Here is a 22,992-nt window from a genome sequence, read left to right as displayed (position 1 = left end):
GTGGGAGCGGGCTTGCTCGCGAAGGCACTTTACCGTTCACCGCTGAAGCCTGCGCCTATTGAAAAATTGGGCTGCATACGCCAGCCAATGCTAATCTTCCCCGGATTTCGGCGGGCTTGAGCCGACACCCTTCGGGGTTCAGGGAAGACAGCCCACTTCACAGGATTTGATCAGGTCACTACATGAATAAGCCAGCAGTCGTTCTCTTGGGTATCGTCGTCGCCATTGGTGCAATCAGCGCAGGCGGTGCCTGGTACACCGGCAAGCAACTGGAGCCGGTGCTGCAAACCGCCATCCAGGACGCCAACAAGGAACTGCAGACCTCCATGGCCGGTGTCGACGGCACCGTGACCCTCGAACTGGTCTCCCTCGACCGCCAGCTGTTCAGCAGCACCGCCCACTATCGCCTCAAGGCCCAGGGCGCAGTGTTCGGCGAAAACCATCAGGACACCGAACTGCTGTTCGTCGACCATATCGAACACGGCCCGCTGCCGTTCTCGCGCCTGGTATCGCTGAAGTGGTTGCCGGTCATGGCCACCAGTCACTACGAGCTTGAGAAAAACGCCACCACCGAAAAATGGTTCGCCGCCAGCAAAGACGTGTCGCCGCTCAAAGGCGTGGCCAACATCGGCTACAACCGCTCGGTGAACGGCAACGTTGAACTGCTGCCCCTGGAACTCAAGGACGACAAGTCGGCCGTGAGCTTCTCCGGCGCCAACCTGGACTTCGATTCGACTGCTGAAGGCAAGAAGGTGAAGGCCAGCGGCTACATGGACAGCCTCAAAGTCTCGGTGGTCGATGCCAACAACGCCAAGCTGGATGCCGAGCTGAGTGGCCTGACCATCGCCAGCAACCTGGAAAAAACCACCTTTGGTTTCTACACCGGGCAAAACACGGTCGAGTTGACCAACACCAAGGTCACCTTCGGTCCGCAGCAAGCGGTGCTGACCCTCAAGAACTTTGAGCAGAAAGACAGCAGCGAAACCAAGGACAACAACCTGGCCGGCCGTGTCGACTACAAGATCGACGAGATCGGTTACCAGGGCAAGCCAGTGGGTTCGGCGGCCATGGCGGTCAGCATGAAGAACGTCGACATCCCGTCGATGCTGGTGCTGACCAAGCTCTATCAGGAAAAAGTGCAACCGGCCCAAGCCGCTGCGGCGGCTGGCCAGCCCGTACCTGAGTTGCAACTGACCGAAGCCGAGCAGACCCTGGCCCAGGCCAACGTCGACCAACTGCTGGCTGCCAAGCCGCAAGTGGCGGTAGAAAACCTGTCGCTGAAAACCACCAATGGCGAGAGCCGTTTCAACCTGGTGCTGGACCTGGCCAAACCGTCGAGCATGGAACTGCCGCCGGTTGAGCTGGGCAAGCAAATTGTTGCGCTGCTGGATGCCAACCTGACCCTGTCCAAGCCGATGGTCCAGGACGTTGCCGCCCTGCAAGCGCAGATCGGTGGTGTGACCGACCCGAAAGCCATCGAGCAGCAATCCCAGATGGCCAGCGAGATGATCAGCGGCATGGCCGTGGGCACTCAACTGGCGACTCTGGTGGGCACCGATATCGTGTCCAAGCTGCACTACGCCAACAATGAAGTGACCTTCAACGGCCAGAAAATGACCGTCGAGCAATTCATTGGGTTTGTGCTGGGCAAGTTCGGCGCGGTCAGCGGCGCTCAATAAGAATCAGCTCAAAGTGATGTAGGCCAATTCTGAATAATTGTTCGGAATTGGCCTTTTTTGTACCCCTCTCAAGGATATTGCGCCCCAGGAAAGCTTGGCCGCGTCATCAGATGCTGGCCGCCTGGAGTGTCGTGCAGGTGAATTTATCGCTACAGCTTTCCCTGGTGAGGAAGCTGACGACATGTCGCGTAATGTTCATCCCTTTATCCGTCTGGCCCTGTGTAGCCAGTTGCTCTGGCCTGTCGTGGCGTCGGCGGATGCTGCCTATGATTCGCTGATCAACCAGGCCCGCAGCGGCAACTATGGCCCGGCCCTCAACCTGTTGCGCCAATTGCCCGCCGAGCGCCAGACGCCCGGGCAGGTCAGTGATCACCTGTTGATTGCCAGTTGGGCACGCCAGGACACCGAGGTGCTGACGGTCTACGAGGCTCAGGGCCGCAGTCGCACCCTAACTACCCAAGCGTTGGTCACCGTCGCCCGTACCTATCGCAACCAGCAGCGTTGGGAGCCGGCGATTGCCGTGTATCGCCAGGCGCTGCAACGCGAGCCGAATAACCCGGACCTTCAATTGGGCCTGGCCCTGACCCAGGCCGACGCCGGCCAAACCGCCGAGGCCGTACAGCGCACCCGAGCTCTGGTGGCCGCCAAGCCCGACGACGCCGACCGCCGCATGGCCTTGGGTTATGCCCTGACCCGTGCCGGTTCAACCTATGATGCGCTGTTCGAATTCGACCAGGCGTTCATCCGCGCCGGCAACAAACCCGAAGTCGCCCGCGAATACATCATCGCCCTGCAACGCGCGCGCCTGCCGGAACCGGCCCTGCGCCTGGCCGCCCGGCGCCCGGGCCTGTTGGACCCGGTCACCCAGCGCCGCCTCGAAGGCGACCTGGCCGCCGAGCGCGTGCGCCTGGCCGAGTTCGCCTCGCGCAGTGAAAAAGAGCGCTACGTCATCGCCGACCGCGCCCTCAAGGATTACGACCAACTGCTCACTACCTGGACACCGGATGCCACCGCCCATGATGACGTGGTGCGCTGGCGCATCGATCGCCTGGGTGCGCTGAAGGCTCGGGCGCGCACCGCCGAGGTGATCCGCGATTACGAAGTGCTGAAGGGCGAAGGTGTGCAGCTGCCGACCTACGCGCTGCGCTGGGTCGCTGCCGCTTACCTTGACCAGCGCCAGCCGGAAAAGGCCGCGCCGCTGTATCGCCAGGCCTTGGCGGCGAGCGATGCGGACGCCGGCGATCACGTCGAAGACAGCACCGCGTTGTTCTACGCCTTGCTTGAAAACGATCAAGTGGTGGAGGCCCGCGAAGTCGCCGACAACCTGGCGAGCACCCAGAAACCCCGGGTCGAACTCAAGGGCCTGCCCATCGGCAACCCCAACGACGCCTGGATGGACGCCCAACAATTGGCCGCCCAGGCCGGCACCTATGGCGCCGACCTGCCCGCCAGCGAAAAAGGCCTGGAAGCTCTGGTGCAACAGGCGCCCGGTAACATTGGCCTGCGCCTGGCCCAAGCTGATATGTACCGCGCCCGCGACTGGCCACGGCGCGCCGAAAACACCCTCAAGGAAACCGAAGCCCAGGCCCCGCGCGACATCGGCCTGGAAGTCTCCCAAGGCCATACCGCCCTGGATCTGCAGGAGTGGCGCCAGCTCGATGCGCTCACCGACGACGTGGTCGACCGCGCCCCGGACAACCGCCAGGTACAGCGCCTCAGCCGCCTGCGGGATGTGCATGACATGGCCGAATTGCGCGTCGAGGCCTACACCGGCAAAAGCAACGGTGGCGGCGATAACGGTGCGGGCGCGGTGTCCGGCAGCCGCGATTTCGGCATCGAAACCTTGCTCTACAGCCCGCCCATCGATGAAGACTGGCGCGTGTTCGGCGGTGTCGGCTACGCCACTGCCGATTTCCAGGAAGGCACCGGCCAACACCGCTGGCAGCGCCTCGGTGTCGAGCGGCGCACCCGCGACATGACCCTCGAAGCCGAGGTCTCCAATCACTCCTACGGCTTTGGCGACAAGCAGGGCGCGCGCATCGCGATTGCCCGGGACATCAATGACCAATGGCAGTACGGCGGTAGCCTCGACTACCTCTCCGCCAGCACTCCGTTGCGGGCGCTGAATGCCGACATTACTGCCAACGGCGGCAGCGGTTTTATCCGCTGGCACGCCAACGAAAGCCGCGAATGGAAACTGGCCCTGAGCCCGTCCCATTTCAGCGACGGCAACAACCGTCTCGAAGCACTGCTCACCGGTCGCCAGGGCGTGTACAGCTCGCCGGGGGTGCAAGTCGATCTGGGCCTGGAAGTCGGCACCAGCCGCAACACCAAGGAAGACACGCCGTACTTCAACCCGCGCTCGGACTTCAGCGTGCTGCCCACGGCGACCGTCAACCACGTGCTCTACCACCGCTACGAAACCCAGTGGAGCCAGCAGTTCCAGGTGGGGGCGGGCACCTACAGCCAGCGCGATTACGGCACCGGCGGCGTTGCATTGGTGGGCTACGGCCAGCGGTTTCGCTGGAACGACGTGCTCGAAACCGGCGCCAACCTCAGCTGGATCAGCCGACCTTATGACGGTGAGCGCGAAAGCGATCTGCGCCTGATCGTCGACCTCACCTACCGCTTCTAGAAGAGTCCGATCATGCCTGTCTTGTCCCGTTGCCTGTTGGCCCTGGGGTTAATGCTGAGCAGCGCTTGCGCCCAGCAACCCGCGCCTTTCACTCCACCCGCCGAGCGGCTCAAGCCCGCCAACGAAGCGGCGTGGCCGAAGAACCACTTTCTCGGTATCGCCTACCACGACATCGAGGACCGCGACCCTGATCAGGCGGTGGTGGCCGTACGTACCGAGCGTTTGATCGAACAGCTGGCGTGGTTGCGGGAGAACGGCTACCAGCCGGTCACCGTCGACCAGATCCTCGCCGCCCGCAACGGCGGCCCGGAGCTGCCGGCGAAGGCGATCATGCTCAGCTTCGATGACGGCTACGCGAGCTTCTACACCCGTGTGATGCCGATCCTGCGCAGCTACAACTGGCACGCATTGCTGGCGCCGGTGGGTTCGTGGGTGGATACGCCGCTGAACCAACCGGTGGATTTCGCCGGCACGCCACGGCCGCGTTCGGACTTCCTGACCTGGCAGCAGGTGCGTGAAATCGCCCAATCCGGCCTGGTGGAAATCGCCGCGCACACCGACGCCAACCACAAGGGCGTACTGGCCAACCCACAGGGCAACCTGCAACCGGCCGCCACCACCCGACGCTTTGACCCGGCCACCCATCGCTACGAAACCGAAGCCCAGTTCCAGGCGCGGATGCGCACCGACGTGACGGCCATCTCCAACAAGATCCGCGCCGTCACCGGCAAGGCGCCGCGCGTGTGGGTGTGGCCTTACGGCGCTGCCGATGGCACCTCGCTGGCGGTGGTAGGCGAGCAGGGTTACCAGATGGCCCTGACCCTGGAAGACGGTCTCGACAGCCTCGGCAACCTGATGAGCAGCCCGCGCTTCCTGGTGGCCTCCGACCCGGACGGCGAACACTACGCCAACGCCATCGTCGCGACCCAGACTGAAGCCCCGCTGCGGGTGCTGCATGTGGACCTGGACAACGTCTACGACCCGGACCCGGAGCAGCAGGCGCGCAACCTCGACAAACTGGTCCAGCGCGTGGTCGACATGGGCGCCAGCACCGTGTTCCTGCAAGCCTTCGCCGACCCCAAGGGCGATGGCCTGGTGCGTTCGCTGTACTTCCCCAACCGCCATTTGCCGGTGCGCGCCGACCTGTTCAACCGTGTCACCTGGCAACTGCGCACCCGGGCTCACGTGAACGTATTTGCCTGGATGCCGGTGCTCAGCTTCGCCCTCGATGCGAAGCTGCCCCGTGTCACCCGTTGGGACCCGGAAACCGGCAAGGTCGCCATCGACCCGGACCAGTACCAGCGCCTGTCGCCGTTCGATCCGAAGGTGCGGCAGATCATCGGCGAAATCTACGAAGACCTGGCCCGCACCAGTGCCATCGACGGCGTGCTGTTCCACGACGACGCGGTGCTGTCGGACTTCGAAGACGCCAGCCCGCTGGCGCTCAAGGCCTACGCCGCCAATGGCCTGCCGGACACCATCGAAGCCCTGCGCGCCGACCCTGCGGTGATGCAGCGCTGGACGCGTTTCAAGAGCCGCTACCTGATTGACTTCACCCATGAACTGACCGCCAAGGTCCGCACGCTGCGCGGCCCGCAGGTGCAGACCGCACGCAACATCTTCGCCGAGCCGATGCTCAACCCGGGCAGCGAAGCCTGGTTCGCGCAGAACCTCGACGACTTCCTCACCAGCTACGACTGGACCGCGCCCATGGCCATGCCGCTGATGGAAGGCCAGGACCTCAAAGGCTCCAACGCCTGGCTGGAAAAGCTCGTGGCCACCGTCAAGGCCCGCCCCGGCGCGCTGCAACGCACAGTCTTCGAGTTGCAAGCCAAAGACTGGCGCACCTCGGCCGCTCCCGATCTGGACGGTGCGCAAATGGCCGAGTGGATGGGCGTGCTCAAGCGTCAGGGCGTGACCAGTTTTGGCTACTACCCCGACAACTTCCTGGAGAACTCGCCGGATCTGAAAACCGTGCGTCCGGCCCTTTCCAACCAGTGGAATCCTTGACTCATGTTCGACAGAATCCTCGCGCTTATCGTCTTGTCATTGGTATTGGGTGTGCCCCTTGGGCTGATCTTTTTGGTCACCGGGCAGTTCCTGATGGACTTCGTATTCTTCTATCCGCTGTTCATGTCCGGCTTGTGGATCGCTGGCGGCCTGTACTTCTGGCTGCACTGGGAGCGCCATTGGCCGTGGGCGGATGACACGCCGGCGCCGGTGCTGGCCGGTGAGCCACTGATCTCGATCCTGATCCCTTGCTACAACGAAGGCGACAACGCCGCCGAAACCATCGGCGCCGCGTTGGCCCAGCAGTACCGCAACATTGAAGTGATCGCGATCAACGACGGCTCCAGCGACAACACCGCCGCCGTGCTCGATGCGCTGGCGCTGAAAGAACCGCGTCTGCGGGTGCTGCACCTTGCGCAAAACCAGGGCAAGGCCGTGGCCTTGCGCATGGGTGCGGTAGCCGCGCGCAGCGAATACCTGGTGTGCATCGACGGCGATGCATTGCTCTCGCCGAACACGGCGGCGTACTTGGTGGCGCCGATGCTCGACAACCCGCGCCTCGGTGCCGTCACCGGCAACCCGCGGATTCGCACGCGCTCCACCTTGATCGGCCGGGTGCAGGTGGGCGAGTTCTCTTCGATCATCGGCTTGATCAAGCGCACCCAGCGGGTCTTCGGGCGGATCTTCACCGTCTCCGGCGTGGTGGTGGCGTTTCGGCGGGCGGCCCTGGACCGGGTCGACTACTGGAGCACCGACATGATCACCGAAGACATTGACGTGAGCTGGAAGCTGCAACTGGACCACTGGAGCATCTTCTACGAGCCCCGCGCGCTGTGCTGGATCCTGATGCCGGAAACCCTCGGCGGCCTGTGGAAGCAGCGCCTGCGCTGGGCCCAGGGCGGCGCCGAAGTGCTGTTCAAGAACATCCGGGGCATCTGGCAATGGCGCCATCGCTACCTGTGGCCGCTGCTGTTCGAGTACTGCCTGTCCACCGGCTGGGCCTTCACCTTTTTGCTTTCGGTGATCTTTTGGGCCGTGGGCAAAGTCGTGACGCTGCCCGCCGCCATCGCCGTTGACTCGCTGATGCCGCCGGCCTTCACCGGCTTGCTGTTGGCGGTGGTGTGCCTGGTGCAGTTCGCGGTGAGCATCATGATCGACCGGCGCTATGAAAAGGGCCTGTGGAAAACCCTGTTCTGGACCGTCTGGTACCCGCTGGTGTTCTGGTTGGTGAGCCTGTTCACCACCCTGGTCAGCTTCCCCAAAGTGTTGTTCCGCCAACACCAGAAACGCGCGCGCTGGGTCAGCCCGGATCGCGGTATCAAAGCCCCCACTACGGATGTGCAGCCATGAACCTGATCCGAACCCAACAGCGCCCGGTGATGTGGGCGATCGACGTATTCCTGACCCTGCTGGCCTGGGCCGGGCTGATCCTCCTGCTGGTGCGCGGCATGGTGCCGATGCTCGACAGCCACGGCGGCCCGCGGATCGAAGCGCCGATTTTTGCGGCGCTGGACACCTTGCAGATCTACCTGTGGATCGCCGTGTTCAACGCGGTGGTGCTGATCGGTTGGGCGCGTTACCAGCAGCAACGCGGCAAGCGGTTTGCCCAGCGCCGTTCGGCGGCCAAGGCCCTGAGCGACCAGCGTTTGAGCGACAGCTTCAGCCTGGGGGAAGGTGACCTGGAGCAACTGCGCCGCCCGGGTGTGCTGGTGATTCATAACGACCACGAAGGGGGCGTGCAGGAAGTGACAGCCCATGTGTCCCGGCATGTGGAGCGGCCAGGGTTGAAGTTGGTAGCGGGGCAGGAGCGGACCAAGGAGGTTGGTTAACCGGGATGCCGAAAAATGGGATCCAATTCACAAAATAACTGCGAACTTTTCCCATCTTTTGGCTACTAACCAGTCTGGATACCAGATTGATGGCCAAATAATGGCAATTGTAAGCGCCATAGTTGGAGTTGTATCAAAACTGTTACCGCTTGTCGGAATAAAAATTCCAATTGCAAGCACTTAAGCGTTGCTTGATTTATTTATTGTTAATAATCAGCAACTTATAGGCCTGCGAAATATAACTTCCAATAAAGCCAGAATGTTGGCCCACCGGAAGTTCGATGTTAGTTTGCCGGCCCCCGCTTTTTCGACGGATCGAACATGTCTTTATTATTGCCACGGACTCGGCTGCTGCTGGGCGTTTGCCTGCTGACTTGCTTCGCACTCAATAGTGCGACGGCTGCGCCCACGCCTGGCGATCAGGACCTGATCCGTGATCGGCAAAACCGTCTGCTGGAAGAACAGCGCCGGCGCCTTGAAGACCTCAAGGAACTGCCCGGCAAAGAAGCCAAGCCCGAAGCGCCTGCCACCCCGGCTGACACCCGCTGCTTCCCGATCAAAGACATCGAACTCAAGGGCGCCGACAGCCTGCCTGCACCGGACCGCGATCGCCTGCTCAAGCCGTATATCGGCCAGTGTCTGGGCGTGTCCCAGCTCAATCAAGTGCTCAAGGCGATCACGGACTACTACATCGACAAAGGCATGGTCACCAGCCGTGCTTACTTGCCGCAGCAGGACCTGTCCACCGGCCACCTCCAGGTGTTGGTGGTGGAAGGCAAACTCGAAGGCTTGAAGGGCGCCGACGGCAGCAACCTGTCCCAACGCGAGCTGGCCATGGCCTTTCCCGGCAAGGTTGGCGAGCAGCTCAACCTGCGGGAAATCGAGCAGTTGGTGGACCAGTTGAACCGCTTGCCGTCCAAGCAGGCACAAATGGAACTGACCCCCGGCAGCCAGGTGGGCGGCAGTGAAGTACAGGTCAAGAACGTCCCGCAAAAGCCCTGGCGCGCCAGCCTGTCGCGCAATAACGACGGGCAGAAAAGCACCGGCGAACAGCAGTGGGGCGCCGGCCTTGAGTGGGACAGCCCCCTGGGCCTGGCCGACCAGCTTGTGTTGCGCGGCGGCCACGATGCCGTCAGCGACCACCAGAAAACCTCGAAAAACACCATGCTTTACTACAACGTGCCGTGGGGCTGGTGGAACTTCAGCTACACCTACAGCGAGAGTGATTACCGCGCTCTGGGTTACGCCGACACCTTCAAGTTCAAGCAATCTGGCGACAACGAAAACCACCAGTTGCGCGCCGAGCGCGTGATCCATCGCGACGACGTCAGCAAGACCTCGGTCAACGTCGGCCTGGCCCATTTGCGCACCAACAACTACATCAACGACGCCCACCTCGAAACCAGCAGCAACCGCCTCAGCGAACTGCAACTGGGCATCAACCACGGCCGCCGCATCGGCAATGCCTTCGTCAACCTCGACCTGGGCATGCAGAACGGTATCGGCGCCTTCGATGCCCAAGCTGAAAACGAGCGCGATCAGTACGGCAATCGCCTGCCCAACGCGCGCTACCGTAAATACACCGCCACCGTCAGCTACTTGCAGCCGTTCACGCTGTGGGGCGAGTCGTTCAGTTTTTCCAGCCTGGCCACCGGCCAACGCAGTGAAGACATCCTGTTCAGCCCCCAGCGCATGAGCCTCGGCGGCTCGGCCTCGGTGCGCGGTTTCAAAGACCAGCAGCTCACCGGCGACAGCGGCGGCTACTGGCGCAACGACGTGCGCTGGGCGCGCCCGGTGACCTGGGACTGGATGCGCCCGGCCTTTGCCGAATACGGCGCCAGCGTCGGCTACGACCAGGGTGTGATCAGCAATGGCCGCTACAACGACAACGTGCATGGCCGGGTCTCGAGCAATTCGCTGGAGTTCTTCGCCCGTGGCAAATACGTCAGCACCAGCGTGACCTTTGCCCATTCCCTGGAACGCCCGGCAGTGATGAGCGAGCGCGAAGCGCCGATCTACTTCCGCATGGATTTCTTCCTGTAATTCAACGCCCCGTTACATCGAGAATATGACAATGGATGTTCGCCACTTTGCCTTCCTGGCCCGCCAACCTTCTGCTGCGCTGAAACCGCGAGACTCGTTCTTCGGCCTGCCCAAGCGCGGTTTGGTGCTGATCCTGGCCAACGCGCTGTTCTGGCAGCCGCTGCTGGCTCAGGCCGAAGGCATTGTGGTCAGTGCGCCGGGCACCACCGTCGGCCAGGCCGGCAATGGCGTACCGGTGGTGAACATCGCCACCCCCAATGGCAGTGGCTTGTCCCATAACCAATTCAAGGACTACAACGTCGGCCCCAACGGCGTGATCCTCAACAACGCCAACGGCCCCGTGACGAACACCCAGCTGGGTGGCTACATCGTCGGCAACCCCAACCTCAAGGGCGGCGCGGCCAGCGTCATCCTCAACGAAGTCAACGGCGGCAGCCCCAGCCAATTGCGCGGCTACACCGAAGTGGCGGGCCAGTCGGCCAAAGTCATCGTCGCCAACCCGTACGGTGTTACGTGCAGCGGTTGCGGCTTTATCAACACCCCCAACGTAACCCTCACCACCGGCAAACCGGTGCTCGACGCCAGCGGCCAGTTGCAGCGCTACCAGGTTGACGGCGGCGCCGTGACCATCGACGGCGAAGGCTTGAATGCCAGCAACGTCGACCGCTTCGAAATCATCACCCGTTCGGCCAAGATCAATGCGCAGATCAATGCACGGGAATTGACCGTCATTGCCGGGCGTAACGACGTCGATGCCAAAAGCCTGAAAGCCACCGCGCGCGCCGATGACGGCAGCGCAAAGCCCGAGCTGGCCATCGATTCCTCGGCGCTGGGCGGTATGTACGCCGGTACGATCAAACTGGTGGGCACCGAAGCCGGCGTGGGTGTGAAGCTCGACGGTACGCTGGCCGCCAGTGGCGGCGATATCCAGCTGGATGCCAATGGGCACCTGAGCATGGCGCAGACGGCGGCCACCGGTAACCTCAAGGTCACCGCGCAGAACGTGAACCTGACCGACAAGGTCTACGCCACCGGCAATGTGCAGGTGAGCAGTGCTGAAGAACTGGTCAACCAGAAGAGCCTGGCTGCGGGTCAGCGCATCGAACTCAACGCGATCAAGGTCACCAACCCGGGCATCATCGAAGCGGGCGTGCAGGCCGATAACAGCCGCAATGCCACGGGCGACGTGGTGGTTAACGCGCAGACCGTGAACACCAGCGGTGACCTGCTGGCCAGCCGCGCGTTGGCGATCACCGCCGCGCAGGCGCTGACCAACCAGGGCAGCATCATCCAGGGCAAAACCGTCAGCGTCAGCACCGCCAAGCTGACCAACCAAGGCGCCACCGCCCGTGTGTACGGCGAGCAAAGCCTGGCGATCAGCGCGCCGGCCATCGTCAACCTGGGCGGGTTGATTCGCTTTGGCGAAGGCCAGGCCGCGACTCTCGACAGCGCTTCTTTGGACAACCGCCAGGGCCGCATCGAAATGTCCGGTGGCAGCCTGGTGCTGACCAGCGCCGCACTCAACAACAGCGGCGGGCAAGTGATCGCCAACAGCCTGACCGTCAACGCAGGCAGCCTGAATAACCAGAACGGCAAGCTGATTGCCGGCGCCCTCACGGTGAACGCCAGCGACCTCGACAACAGCCTCAAGGGCCTGATCCAGGCCGACAACGGTGCACTGAACCTCACCGTCGCCAATGGGTTCAACAACAGCCAGGGTTTTGCCCAGGCCAGCACCGACCTGAACCTCAACGCCGGCAACCTCAGCAGCAACGCCAACGGCGTACTGAGCGCCAACACCGGTAAGTTGACCCTCGTCACCGCGCAACAGCTCAATAACGCCCAAGGCCGCTTGCAGGCCGGGCAGGGCGATGTCGAGCTGCACGCGGCGAACCTGGATAACCAGAGCGGCGTAATTGTCGGCAAACAACTGCTGCTCGACGTGACCGGCGGTGACATCGACAACCGCGCCGGGCGCGTGGTGGGCGACCAACTCGACGTGCGCGCCTCCGGCCTCGACAACCGCAACGCCGGCCTGCTGGCCGGTGGCGCGCCGGGCGTGAGCCTGCTGCTCAAGGGCCCGGGCCAGTTGCTCAATGCCCAAGGCCGTATTCAAAGCGAAGGCCTGTTGCAGGTACAAGGCGAGCGGCTGGACAACAGCGCCGGCATCCTGATCGGCACCTCGGTTGACGTCACCGCGCAGACCCTCAACAACAGCAACAAAGGCTCGCTGGTCAGCAATGGCGGCGACGTGACCCTCAACGTCAGCGACCTGCTGACCAACGCAGGCGGGGTCATCGACGCTGGCGAGCGCAGCGTGCTGGTCAAGGCGCTCACCACCCTCGACAACAGTGGCGGCACCCTGCGCGGCAAGCGCCTCGACATCGCCGCGCAGCACCTGAACAACGATGGCGGCCAGCTGCTGGCCGGTAACCAGGGCCTGAGCTACAGCGGCCAGGACGCGACCAACCGCAAAGGCCTGATGCTCAGCGGCGGCGCACCTACCCAACTGGATACCGGCAGCCTGGATAACACTGGCGGCACCGTGCAAGGCGACACCCTGACCATCACCGCCGACAGCGTGAACAACGCCAGCAACGGCACGTTGGCCAGCCTGGTGGGTAACCTGCAACTGACCGTCGAAGCCCTGGCCAACCAAGGTGGCAAGCTGTTCGGTAAAGAACAGGTGACGATCACCGGCAACACCCTCAACAACAGCGCGGGCGGCCAGATCAGCGGCAACCAGCTCAACCTGACTTCACGCGACACGCTCACCAACCAAGGCGGCCTGATTGAAGCCAACCAGGGCCTGACCCTCAACGGTGGCAACCTCGACAACAGCGCACGCGGGCAACTGCGTGCGCTGGCCGGTGCCAGCAGCAGCCTCAACCTCAGCGGCACCCTGAACAACCAGGACGGCACCCTCGAGTTCGGCAGCACAGCCTTCAGCCTCGATGCCACGCACCTGAACAACCAGGGTGGCCAGTTGCAGCACGCGGGCAACGGCCTGTTCCGCATCAACACCGCCAGCCTCACCGGCAGTCAGGGCAACATCAATGGCATGGGCACCGCTGACTGGGCATTCGGCAGCGTTGACGGCCTGGGCCGTCTGCAACTGAACGAAGTGCTCACGTACAAAAGCAGCCAGGGCCTGACCCTCAAGGCCGGCGACCGCATGGCCAGCAGCAAGGGCCTGATCCTCGACGTGGCCAGCCTTAACAACGGCGGCGAACTGCTCACCGACGGCGACCTCAGCCTCAGGCTGAGCGGCGACCTGAGCAACAGCGGGCGCATTGCAACCCTGCAAAACCTCAGCGTGACCGCCAACAACCTCAGCCAGAACGGCGGTCGCCTCGCGGGCAGCAACACCCAGATCAAACTGAGCGGTACCCTCGACAGCCTCGGTTTCCTCACCGCGCGTCAGCAACTGGATATCGCGGCGGCCCAAATCGGCAACCGTGGCACGATGGGCGCTCAAGGCGCGGTGAACCTCACCGCCGTCAATGGCATCACCAATGGCGCCGATTCGCTGTTGTTCAGCGGCGGCGACATGACGTTGCGCGGTAATGGTTTCAGCAACCTGTATGGCGACGTCTACAGCAAGGGCAACTTGAGTTTTGCGGCGGTGGATGGCGGCAAGGCGGTGCTGTTCAGCAACCGCTCCGGCACCGTAGAAAGCGAAGGTTCCATCGGCATCAACGCCGGCTTTATCGAGAACGCCAAAGACGCATTTGAACTGGGCCAAACCCTCACCACCGGCAGCCTGGCCTGGGTGTGTATGCAGCACTGCGGTGAGGACGACAATTGGCGGCGCGGTGAAATCACCATCAACGAGACTTACCTTGAAACGGCAACCAAGGACTCGGCCTCGGCGCGGCTCGTCGCCGGCAAGGACATGGTGCTGCAAGGCGACAACGTGCAGAACCGCTACAGCCTGCTGGCCGCCAATGGCGACCTGAGCATCACCGCTGGCGACTTGCTCAACCAGGGCGCCGGCACGCGCACCGGGCAACGCAAACTCGTGATCAACACCCCAGGGCATGTGAACGATCACGTGTGGGAAGGCATGGAATACATCGACGTGCCTGCGTTCAATGCCGCCACCGCCGCCGGCAACTTCGACAAGGCGCGTTTTGAAGAGCTCAAAAACCGCTCGCCAAACGTGCGGCCCTTCTCCTACACAAGCGATGTCACCACCTGGACCGACAACGGCGGCCCCGGCTACGCCGCCACGATGCAAGCCGGCGGCACCGTTAACCTCAACGTCGCGCGCACCCTGCAAAACGGCACGCTGCATAACAACACCCTGGCTCAGTTGACTGGCACGCTTGGCGATGACCAGACCGGCATCCCCGTCGGCGGCATCAACATCAACCTGAGCAAACATGCCAACGACCCGAGCGCCCAAGCCGCCGGCAGCGTATTGCCGGTTGCCGCCGTCGCCCCCGGTGGCGGCTTCGTACCCGTGGACTACACCGGCAAGCCGTTCGCCCCGGTCGACCCCACTACCGCCCCGAACTTCCAGCTGCCCAAGGGCGAGTACGGCCTGTTCGTCAAAAACCCCGACCCGACCAGCCACTACCTGATCGAGACCAACCCGGAATTTGCCACCACCTCGGGCTTCTTCAGCTCCGACTACATGCTCGGCAAACTCGGCTTCAACAGCGACAACGCCTGGCGCCGCCTCGGCGATGGCCAATACGAGACCCGCCTGATTCGCGACGCCGTACTCGCACAAACCGGCCAACGCTTCCTGGCCGGCGGCCTGCTCAGCGACGCCGACCAGTTCCGCTACCTGATGGACAACGCCCTCGCCAGCAAAGACGCCCTGCGCCTGAGCGTCGGCGTGTCCCTCACCGGCCAGCAAGTCGGCGCCCTGACCCACGACATCGTGTGGATGGAAAACCGCGTGGTCGACGGCCAGACCGTCCTCGTGCCGGTGCTCTACCTGGCCCAGGCCGAATCGCGCAACGTGCGCGGCAACAGCCTGATCCAGGGCCGCGACCTCAACCTCGTCACCGGTGGCGACCTGGTTAACGTCGGCACCCTGCGCGCCAGCAACAACCTCAGCGCCGCGAGTGGCGGCAGCCTCTACAACGGGGGCCTGATCGAAGCCGGCAACAACCTGAGCCTGCTGGCCCAAGACAGCATCCGTAACGCCATGGGCGGCGAAATTCGAGGCAATCAAGTCAGCCTTACCACCCTCAAAGGCGACATCACCAACGACAACACCGCGATCCAAGTGCGTGAAGGCGTCGGCATGCGCACCCTCACCGATGCCAGCGCGAGCACCATCACCGCCCGCGGCAACCTGGCCATCGATGCCGGCCGCGACCTCAACAACCACGGCGCCCTGGTCGCGGGTAACGACGCCAGCCTCAGCGCCGGCCGCGACCTGAACCTGGTCGCCGTCAGCGACACCAGCGTGATCCACAACACCATTGATGGCGGCGAAAAATCCACCATCACCACCGACGTCAAAAACCTTGCAGCCAGCGTCACGGCGGGCGGCAACGTCAACATGCAGGCCGGGCAAGACGTCAACATTATTGGCAGCACCGCCACCGCCGGTAAGGACCTGAATATTCAGGCTGGGCGCGATTTCAACGTGACCTCTGTCAGCGATGTGCACAACGTCGAGGGCAAAGAAAAAGACGGTAAAAAACGCATCAAGACGGCCGATGAGCAAACCACGCAGTTGGCCAGTGTGCTGACGGCGGGCGCGGACTTTAAGAGCCAGGCCGGGCGCGACACCACGATTGTGGCGAGTAAGATCAGTGCGGGGAATGAGGCTTATCTGTATAGCGGGGATAAGTTGAACCTGCTGGCGGCGCAGAACAGTACGCATACTTTGTATGACATGAAGGAGAACGGTGGCTGGGGCGCGAAAAAAGCCAAGCGCGACGAAGTCACCCAAACCACCAACGTCGGCACTGAGATCAAGACCGCTGGCAACCTGACTCTCGTCAGTAACGGCGACCAGCTCTACCAGGTCGCCAAGCTCAACAGCGGCAACGACCTGATCCTGAAAAGCGGCGGCGCCGTGACGTTTGAAGGCGTGAAGGACTATCACGACGAGAGCCATACCAAGAGCAAGAGCAACATGGCTTGGTTCTCGATGAAGGGCAAAGGCAAAACCGATGAGACCCTGCGCCAGAGCGAACTGGTTGCAAAGGGGCAAACCGTCATCCAAGCCGTGAACGGCCTGAAAATCGACGTCAAGCAGGTCGACCAGCAAACCGTCAGCCAGACCATCGACACGATGGTCAAGGCCGACCCGCAATTGGCCTGGCTCAAGGAAGCCGAGAAGCGCGGCGATGTGGATTGGAGGCAGGTAAAAGAGCTGCATGACTCCTTCAAGTACAGCAACTCTGGCATGGGGCAGGGTGTCATGCTGGCGGTCATTATTATCGTGACCGTGCTGACGGCAGGCGGTGCGAGTGCGATGGCTGGCTGGGCCGCAGGCGCGACAGCGGGCTCAGGGACAGCCATGGCCGCCGGCACAGCTGCGGTTGCGGCAACTAGTACGTCGGCGGCAGTTGCCGCCACCAGTGCCGGGCTAGGCAACATGATGGCCACCGCCGCACTGACCTCGCTGGCCAGCACCGGTGCTGTGAGCACGATCAACAACAAAGGCAACATCGGCGTTGCGCTCAAGGATACCTTCAGCAGCAGTAGCCTGAAAAACGCCGCCATCGCGGGGCTGGCAACCGGGGCGTTGAACTACGCAGACAGTAATTGGTTCAAGGGCGCGAGCCCGGCCGACGGTGCGGGCGCGAAAGTCACCACAGCGGGGCCGGTACAAAACCCAGGCTATTCCAGTGACTGGCTCAGTTGGCAAAAAGCACAGGATGCGGTGCTGCGCGGCGGCACCCATGCCGTCATCGAAAGTGGCATCTCCACCGCCATCAACGGCGGCAGCTTGCAAGACAACCTCGGTTCAGCCTTGGTCTCGCAAGGTTTCGACCTTGCCGCAGCGGCGGGCAATAAGGGCCTTGGCAACCTCGCGAACGAACTGGACCTGAGCCCCGGCTCAACGCAGAAGGTCTTGATGCATGCTCTCCTCGGTGGCGCGCTTTCAGCGGCCCGAGGCGGCGACTTCAAGACCGGCGCCATTGCCGCCGGTGCGGCAGAGGGCTTGACGGCGATTGCGAACGAGAACCTCGGTAAGTACCTGGATGAGCGTTTCGCCACCGATGATCAATTCAAAGTCGCCACCGCGCAGCTCATTGGTATCGCTGCCGGCTCGCTGGTTAACGGCAACCCGAATGACGCCGCGTGGGTGGCGGGCAATGTTGAGCGTTACAACGAGCAGTTGCACCCAAGAGCGCCTGAGCTGATTGAAAAGCAAGCGCCTGCGCTGGCAGCGGAAAAAGGCATCAGTGTCGAAGAAGCCACGCGACTGATGGGCGTTGCCCTGGCGTACAACACCGATGAAGGTTGGAGCAAGTCGATCTCGCAAAAAGACGTAGACGCTATCGACACGGCTACTTTGCAGCATCTGGGTCTTGCGCTTACACCTATTGCAGATCAATACGCCCGAACCGACGCTTCCGCAGACGGCAGTAAGCGGGGGTACTCAGGTAATGAAACAGCGGCCTTGATTCTTGATTTCCGCACGACTCGGCCGACTGCTTACAAAGACAGCACTATAAACATCGACTACCTGGGTGATCCGAAAGGGCGCAACACCCAAGGGTTGGTAGATTTTTACGAGACTAACCTGGATTACAGCGGCAAACCGACTGACTACGGCGACGTTGCCAAAGGCCTGGCAGTAGGGGCTGGCCGCAGTCTATGGGGGTCAGTGCAAGGTCTTGCCAAGACTGCCGGTGGGCTTTTAGGTAATAGCAGCCCACTGGAAATGACCGACGGCCTGCTGGGGCCGATTGCCGACCCGACGGTGGACCGCGGCGGTCAAATGATCACCAGGCAGACGGGCAGGGAATTTGTCTCGAGCTTGCAAGGCAACAGCTATGAGTCAGCGGCGCAAGTCACTGAGTTAATGACTGATGGTTTGACCATGATCGCGCCTTCCGGCCGATTTGGGCAGGTTTCCAAGGTTGGCGAGGCTTCAAGCGTCGTCAGGGCCGACGGCGCACTTGTGGCCCGTAGCGACGTCGGTTTGACCAACGTGGGCCGCCAGGAAACGCTTGGCAGCAGCGGCATCGCACGCGTTGCGGATGACATCCCGAACTATGGCCTGAACCCCAACAGCCTTGACTCCGCCGTGCGCTTCGAGCGCACCGGCGCCAATGCGACAGCCCCGACCACCTCGATTGGGAAATACGAGCAAACCGCCTACACCGGTGATGTGGGCAGCTTCGCCAGGGCCGATGACTTGTTCGCGACCCGACGCGATGACGTCGTTCTCTCGAAATACAAAGAGCCCTGCTGCTTCGCGGCCGGCACCAAAGTCTCGACCCCCAACGGCGACCGCACCATCGAGTCGCTCAAAGTCGGCGACGTGGTTTGGAGCAAACCCGAAAAAGGCGGCAAACCCTTCGCCGCTAAAATTCTGGCCACCCATCAGCGCTCCGACCAACCGATTTACCGCCTCAAGCTGAAAAGCGTTCGCGTAGACGGCAAAGCGGAAGGCGAAACCCTGCTGGTCACCCCTGGCCACCCGTTCTACGTACCGGCCAAGCGCGACTTTATCTCTGTTATTGATCTGAAGCCGGGGGACCTGCTGCAATCCCTGGCAGACGGCGACACGGATAACACCTCGTCCGAAGTTGAGTCGCTGGAGCTTTACCTGCCAGTGGGTGAGACGTACAACCTGACGGTTGATGTGGGGCATACGTTCTACGTTGGGGATCTGAAGACGTGGGTGCACAATACGGGGCCGTGTGCGCTGCCGGAGGGGTATTTCGAAGCTAAAGCAGCAGATACTGCGAAGGTCGGATTTGCTGAAGGCAAAATTGCAGGAGAGGCATCGGACTTACTAGCTCGGCCTGCCCCCGTACATCATATCTGTACCAATAAAAACTGCGTATCTACTGCCCGTGGGGGCCCATGGACTCCGAAATTTGAAGCGATTTTCACAAGAGCTGGACTCGATTTGGATGACGCTATTAACAAAGTAGCTGTTCCTGGTCATAAAGGACCTCACCCTCAAGACTATCACGCCTATATATATGATCAGCTTCAGTCTGCTACTGTCGGTGTTCCGGCCAACACAAGCGCTTATAAAAATGCTATAGAGTTGACCTTGGAACGGATTAAAGTCGAGGCTGTTACGCCAGGCAGTCAAGTAAACCGCTGGTTAAAAAAAGAGTAATATTATGCAATATTTCCGTTTGATAGATGATGTGAATTTTCCGGGTAGGTGGCACTTGGGAGATATACATGAAGTCGATAATTGGGCGTTTATGCATTCCCGTCCCCAATTCTTAAATCATGGAAAAATTGATGTATATGTTGCCGGCGCAAGGATGGACTTTACTTTTTCGGAGGTTTTTGGTGTTCCCATAGTCAGTGAAAAAGTTAGAAAGGAGTTAATGTGTTTCCCTGAAGTAGAATTTTTCCCGGTAAGTATTAACTCTCACGGGTCTGTAGATGACTTTAATGTGATGGTGACCTTGGCGTCCATTGAGTGCGTAGATGAAGAAAGGTCGCAGTTTCAAAAGTTCGAAGAGCTGGATCCGGTTAGGCCGGATAAAGCTGGTGATTATCGCGGTTTTATGAGCTTGTATTTAGATACAAGTAAAGTTAAAGGTTTGCATATTTTTAGACTAAAAAAATTTGAAGTGGCCATTATTGTTAGTTTGGTAGTTAAGGACAAGCTGCAAGCTGCTGGGGTTACAGGTGTGAAATTCTTAGCTGTTTCTTGAATGCGACGAGGAAATAGGGTCCGATCAGAGGAAGTAGCGCTAGCTTTGGGTAAAAACGGGGGCAGGCCACGATTTTATTTATGAGCGTGCAGGAGGCAGATTTATTTAAATGTCGTAAAGGGGACTGCGTAAAGGGGACGGATTTATTTAAATATTTAAAAATTCAGATGAGCTGATTAAATAAATCCGTCCCCTTTGAGTCGGCTTGTCCATTTAGTAGCGGTAAAAAACCATGGCAGCAGAAAAGGAACTTCAACAATGAAATATTGGAACGTATGCCGGAAAGCTCTTTACCTCTTCACCCTGATCAATCTCACTCTATTAACAGGTTGCGCAGGAATTCCCTACGAAAAGCCCGAGGACCAGATTTCCATCCAAAAGGATCTTTCCGTAAGGCCTGACGAGATTGTCACGATGAGTCAGGTGACTTGGTGCACCTATCCTTATGGTGACATGATCCCGTGTCATCCACAGGATGCACTTGCAGTACAGACACGTACAAAGCTGATACTTGCCAGTTATAGCGGTCAGCACTACAAACCCGACTTAACAGTAACAGTCAGTGACGTCATGTGCGCCCACCTCTACGAATCCCGAGAGACATCGCCGAATTTCTATTTATTCACCAAAGAGTATGGGCTGCAGATTTGGACATTCGATGTGCACAATAAACCGGACATGAAGAAGAAAAAGCTCATGCTCGACATCATGGTGCAGCCAGGCAAAAAAGCCTATGTCGGGCCAGAGGGTAATTTTGTAGAAGCCTCCGGGCGGACCAGTGAGGCAACTTATGTTACGAAGTCTCCTGCTATTGTCTATACAACAAATACGGAGATAATGCAGATGATCAATCCATGTGGTGGGGAGCTAAAAAAAGAAAAGCGGGCAGATTTTTCTAATTGAGCGTAAAGGGGGCGGATTTATTTAAATATTAAAAATTCCTTATGAGTTAATTAAATAAATCCGTCCCCTTTGCCCAGTGAGTATAAAAAATGGAAAACTTGGAACCCTCCGAATTAAAATTTCAGAGTATGAGAGAGGAGCTGGTTTCCTATCTGGCAGGTTTGTCGGACTCATATTACCAGTACCGTGCATGGGTAGAACGTTCATCGCCGGATTTAGCTTATGATGAACTTGATTACACAATACATTTTTTATATGACGATACAGGGCTCGCTGAAAACGCATACACTTGGATAGGGCTAGTTTTGAAAAATGATCAGGAAGCTAGAGCCATCGAGGACGTGGTTCAAGCTATTAACGCGCTTTTTGATAAGTATGGTACTGATCTTTCTGATAAAGAGTATTTGGAAAAAGAAGAGTGGGCACGCATAGTGTGCGTTTCTAAAGATGCTTTAAAAGTTTTGCTTCATGGTAAGTGAGGTTGTTTAACCGAGTTAAAGGGGCGGCACCCAGGCCGCCCGGCTTTTACTCAGGATGGATCGGTATTGAGCCTGCGACTGATGACATCCAGCAAATCACACCCATCGCGCAGCGGAATAGCCAGCAATTGGGCGAAGTCTTGAAGCACCACAGCATCGCTGCTGAGCTGTTCGCGAAAGGCCAGGTTTTCCAGCAGTTGGGTGACGGCGCGAATCCGGTACACGGCGGCGTCGTGGAGGACATCGAGGGGCGCATGGGTGTCGATAAGCAGGGCGGGGACGGTGCAGTCGTGGCCCGTGAGGGGCATGTATCGATTCATTGTCAGTACTCTGTTGGTGGATTAAGCCACCACTCATTCGTCGCCAAACGAATGGGTGGCAGCTGTACGCAGGTTGGCGAACCGGCAACAGAGAAAACCGGCAGACCCGAAGGTCTCCCGCGCACAGCCGCCATATCATGCACAGCTTTGCGGGTGCAAAAACACCTGCATAGAAGCGGGATGCTTTTGCGCTCTGTTGTCAGGTCGCCAAACCTGAATCGCCATGTGGGCGACGGCCCGGACTATAAGCCCGCACCCAAACCCACGCAAGGCAGCAAAGTACTGGCCCAATACCAATGCCTCATGTCTTCACCCCCATTGCCGACACCCTGGCGATGATTAAACGCATCCACCCACCACCAACATTAAAGGACTGATGTGAAAAACCTTCTCCTGATTCTCCTCTCCACCCTCATCCTCGGTGGCTGCGTCAGCCAGCCCCTCACGGCCGAGCATCGTGCGCAGGTCAAGACGGTCAAAGTGCTGCCCGTTAAGTGGGAAAAGAACATGGTCTACATGGGCCGTGAACAAGCCTGGGGTGCGGCCCTGGGCGCCGGGCTTGGCGCGGGCGTCGGCATGGCCAGCGGCGCGTCCAAGCTGGGCACGGCGGCCTTGAGCGGCGCGGGGTTTGCCGCCGGCATGAAGGCGGGGCAACTGGCCGAGATGTCGACGCCGGCCGCGATCCTCACGGTGATGGACGCCGAAAATATCGACTTGGGCGTGTTGCTCAAGCAGGCCTTTATCGATGCCTTGGGTAAGACGTCATCGCTCAAGGTGGTGGCTGACGACGAGCCGGCCGATGCACAGATTCAACTAACGGTGGGCGAGTGGGGCTTTCGCCTGACCCAGGGTTTCAGCAGCGTGGTCTACCCAACGCTCACCGTGGTGGCGCGCATGGACCGTGGCGACGAGATGCTCTGGCGCACGGTGGAGACGGTCACGCCGTTCAATGGTCAGAATGTCTACGGCTACACACCGCTCACTTATCGCACTGATCCTGAGGCATTGCGCCGTGCGTTGACGGGTATCACGCAGATCTCCGGTGGGTATCTGGTGAAGGAGCTCAAGTAACTCCGCGATAGGCTCGACATCGCCCCGTGGCTTGCGGTGGCTGATGTCGGCGCGGGTGTTATTGACCGAAACCGCAGGGCATCTTGAACATTTTGTATATCCCAGTGTCTTTACCCCGCCCACCCGCAACCGGTCGGGCTGCATGGACTGCAGCGTTTTCAAAATACATTAAGGATTAATGTGAACCTCG

Annotated in this window: 12 protein-coding genes; 11 read left to right on the top strand and 1 reads right to left on the bottom strand. The window is 60.3% G+C overall.

Features of this window, described 5'->3' with window-relative positions; all coding sequences use genetic code 11:
* The first annotated feature begins 182 nt into the window (after positions 1–182).
* From K0H47_RS13815 to K0H47_RS13770, 10 genes are all read left to right on the top strand, one after another.
* Positions 183–1,679 carry a YdgA family protein gene (locus tag K0H47_RS13815; RefSeq protein ID WP_063033655.1) on the top strand — a complete coding sequence of 499 codons (1,497 nt, stop codon included), beginning with the start codon at positions 183–185 and terminating at the stop codon, positions 1,677–1,679.
* 181 nt (positions 1,680–1,860) lie between these two features.
* Positions 1,861–4,314, top strand: a complete 2,454-nt coding sequence (gene pgaA / locus K0H47_RS13810; protein ID WP_219272943.1) for a poly-beta-1,6 N-acetyl-D-glucosamine export porin PgaA — start codon at positions 1,861–1,863, stop codon at positions 4,312–4,314.
* Positions 4,315–4,326: 12 nt separating this feature from the next.
* Positions 4,327–6,324 (top strand): poly-beta-1,6-N-acetyl-D-glucosamine N-deacetylase PgaB, encoded by a 1,998-nt coding sequence (pgaB, locus tag K0H47_RS13805; protein ID WP_063033653.1) that lies wholly within the window; start codon positions 4,327–4,329, stop codon positions 6,322–6,324.
* Between the two features lie 3 nt (positions 6,325–6,327).
* The gene (pgaC, locus tag K0H47_RS13800) at positions 6,328–7,674 is read left to right on the top strand and encodes a poly-beta-1,6-N-acetyl-D-glucosamine synthase (protein ID WP_003218180.1); all 1,347 of its coding nucleotides are present in this window, start codon (positions 6,328–6,330) and stop codon (positions 7,672–7,674) included.
* Positions 7,671–8,153 carry a poly-beta-1,6-N-acetyl-D-glucosamine biosynthesis protein PgaD gene (pgaD, locus tag K0H47_RS13795; protein ID WP_063033652.1) on the top strand — a complete coding sequence of 161 codons (483 nt, stop codon included), beginning with the start codon at positions 7,671–7,673 and terminating at the stop codon, positions 8,151–8,153. The genes pgaC and pgaD overlap by 4 nt, the downstream gene beginning before the upstream one ends.
* 321 nt (positions 8,154–8,474) lie before the next feature.
* On the top strand, positions 8,475–10,196 hold the full coding sequence (locus K0H47_RS13790; protein WP_257626663.1) for a ShlB/FhaC/HecB family hemolysin secretion/activation protein: 1,722 nt from the start codon (positions 8,475–8,477) through the stop codon (positions 10,194–10,196).
* A gap of 31 nt (positions 10,197–10,227) precedes the next feature.
* Positions 10,228–19,476 (top strand): DUF637 domain-containing protein, encoded by a 9,249-nt coding sequence (locus tag K0H47_RS13785; protein WP_219272942.1) that lies wholly within the window; start codon positions 10,228–10,230, stop codon positions 19,474–19,476.
* Between the two features lie 4 nt (positions 19,477–19,480).
* The gene (locus K0H47_RS13780) at positions 19,481–20,029 is read left to right on the top strand and encodes an imm11 family protein (RefSeq protein WP_219272941.1); all 549 of its coding nucleotides are present in this window, start codon (positions 19,481–19,483) and stop codon (positions 20,027–20,029) included.
* A gap of 258 nt (positions 20,030–20,287) precedes the next feature.
* A complete protein-coding gene (locus K0H47_RS13775) occupies positions 20,288–20,932 on the top strand; it encodes a hypothetical protein (protein ID WP_063033649.1) in 645 nt (214 codons plus the stop codon).
* A gap of 89 nt (positions 20,933–21,021) precedes the next feature.
* Positions 21,022–21,411: a hypothetical protein gene (locus tag K0H47_RS13770; protein WP_219272939.1), complete on the top strand. Its 390-nt coding sequence runs from the start codon at positions 21,022–21,024 to the stop codon at positions 21,409–21,411.
* Positions 21,412–21,461: 50 nt separating this feature from the next.
* Here K0H47_RS13770 and K0H47_RS13765 read toward each other — a convergent pair whose 3' ends face one another.
* Positions 21,462–21,719 carry a hypothetical protein gene (locus K0H47_RS13765; protein ID WP_017478047.1) on the bottom strand — a complete coding sequence of 86 codons (258 nt, stop codon included), beginning with the start codon at positions 21,717–21,719 and terminating at the stop codon, positions 21,462–21,464.
* Positions 21,720–22,109: 390 nt separating this feature from the next.
* Here K0H47_RS13765 and K0H47_RS13760 point away from each other — a divergent pair, with 390 nt between their 5' ends.
* Positions 22,110–22,802, top strand: a complete 693-nt coding sequence (locus K0H47_RS13760; protein WP_219272938.1) for a hypothetical protein — start codon at positions 22,110–22,112, stop codon at positions 22,800–22,802.
* Positions 22,803–22,992 lie beyond the last annotated feature (190 nt).

Origin of the sequence: Pseudomonas sp. Xaverov 83, assembly GCF_019352905.1 — a bacterium.
Lineage (GTDB): Bacteria > Pseudomonadota > Gammaproteobacteria > Pseudomonadales > Pseudomonadaceae > Aquipseudomonas > Aquipseudomonas yamanorum.
Note: the sequence above shows the minus strand (reverse complement) of the source record. Positions and strands in the feature narration are given on the sequence as shown.

Coding starts and splice junctions, on each gene's coding strand:
- K0H47_RS13815 (WP_063033655.1), top strand. CDS start 183: ATGAATAAGCCAGCAGTCGTTCTCTTGGGTATCGTCGTCGCCATTGGT.
- pgaA (WP_219272943.1), top strand. CDS start 1,861: ATGTCGCGTAATGTTCATCCCTTTATCCGTCTGGCCCTGTGTAGCCAG.
- pgaB (WP_063033653.1), top strand. CDS start 4,327: ATGCCTGTCTTGTCCCGTTGCCTGTTGGCCCTGGGGTTAATGCTGAGC.
- pgaC (WP_003218180.1), top strand. CDS start 6,328: ATGTTCGACAGAATCCTCGCGCTTATCGTCTTGTCATTGGTATTGGGT.
- pgaD (WP_063033652.1), top strand. CDS start 7,671: ATGAACCTGATCCGAACCCAACAGCGCCCGGTGATGTGGGCGATCGAC.
- K0H47_RS13790 (WP_257626663.1), top strand. CDS start 8,475: ATGTCTTTATTATTGCCACGGACTCGGCTGCTGCTGGGCGTTTGCCTG.
- K0H47_RS13785 (WP_219272942.1), top strand. CDS start 10,228: ATGGATGTTCGCCACTTTGCCTTCCTGGCCCGCCAACCTTCTGCTGCG.
- K0H47_RS13780 (WP_219272941.1), top strand. CDS start 19,481: ATGCAATATTTCCGTTTGATAGATGATGTGAATTTTCCGGGTAGGTGG.
- K0H47_RS13775 (WP_063033649.1), top strand. CDS start 20,288: ATGAAATATTGGAACGTATGCCGGAAAGCTCTTTACCTCTTCACCCTG.
- K0H47_RS13770 (WP_219272939.1), top strand. CDS start 21,022: ATGGAAAACTTGGAACCCTCCGAATTAAAATTTCAGAGTATGAGAGAG.
- K0H47_RS13765 (WP_017478047.1), bottom strand. CDS start 21,719: ATGCCCCTCACGGGCCACGACTGCACCGTCCCCGCCCTGCTTATCGAC.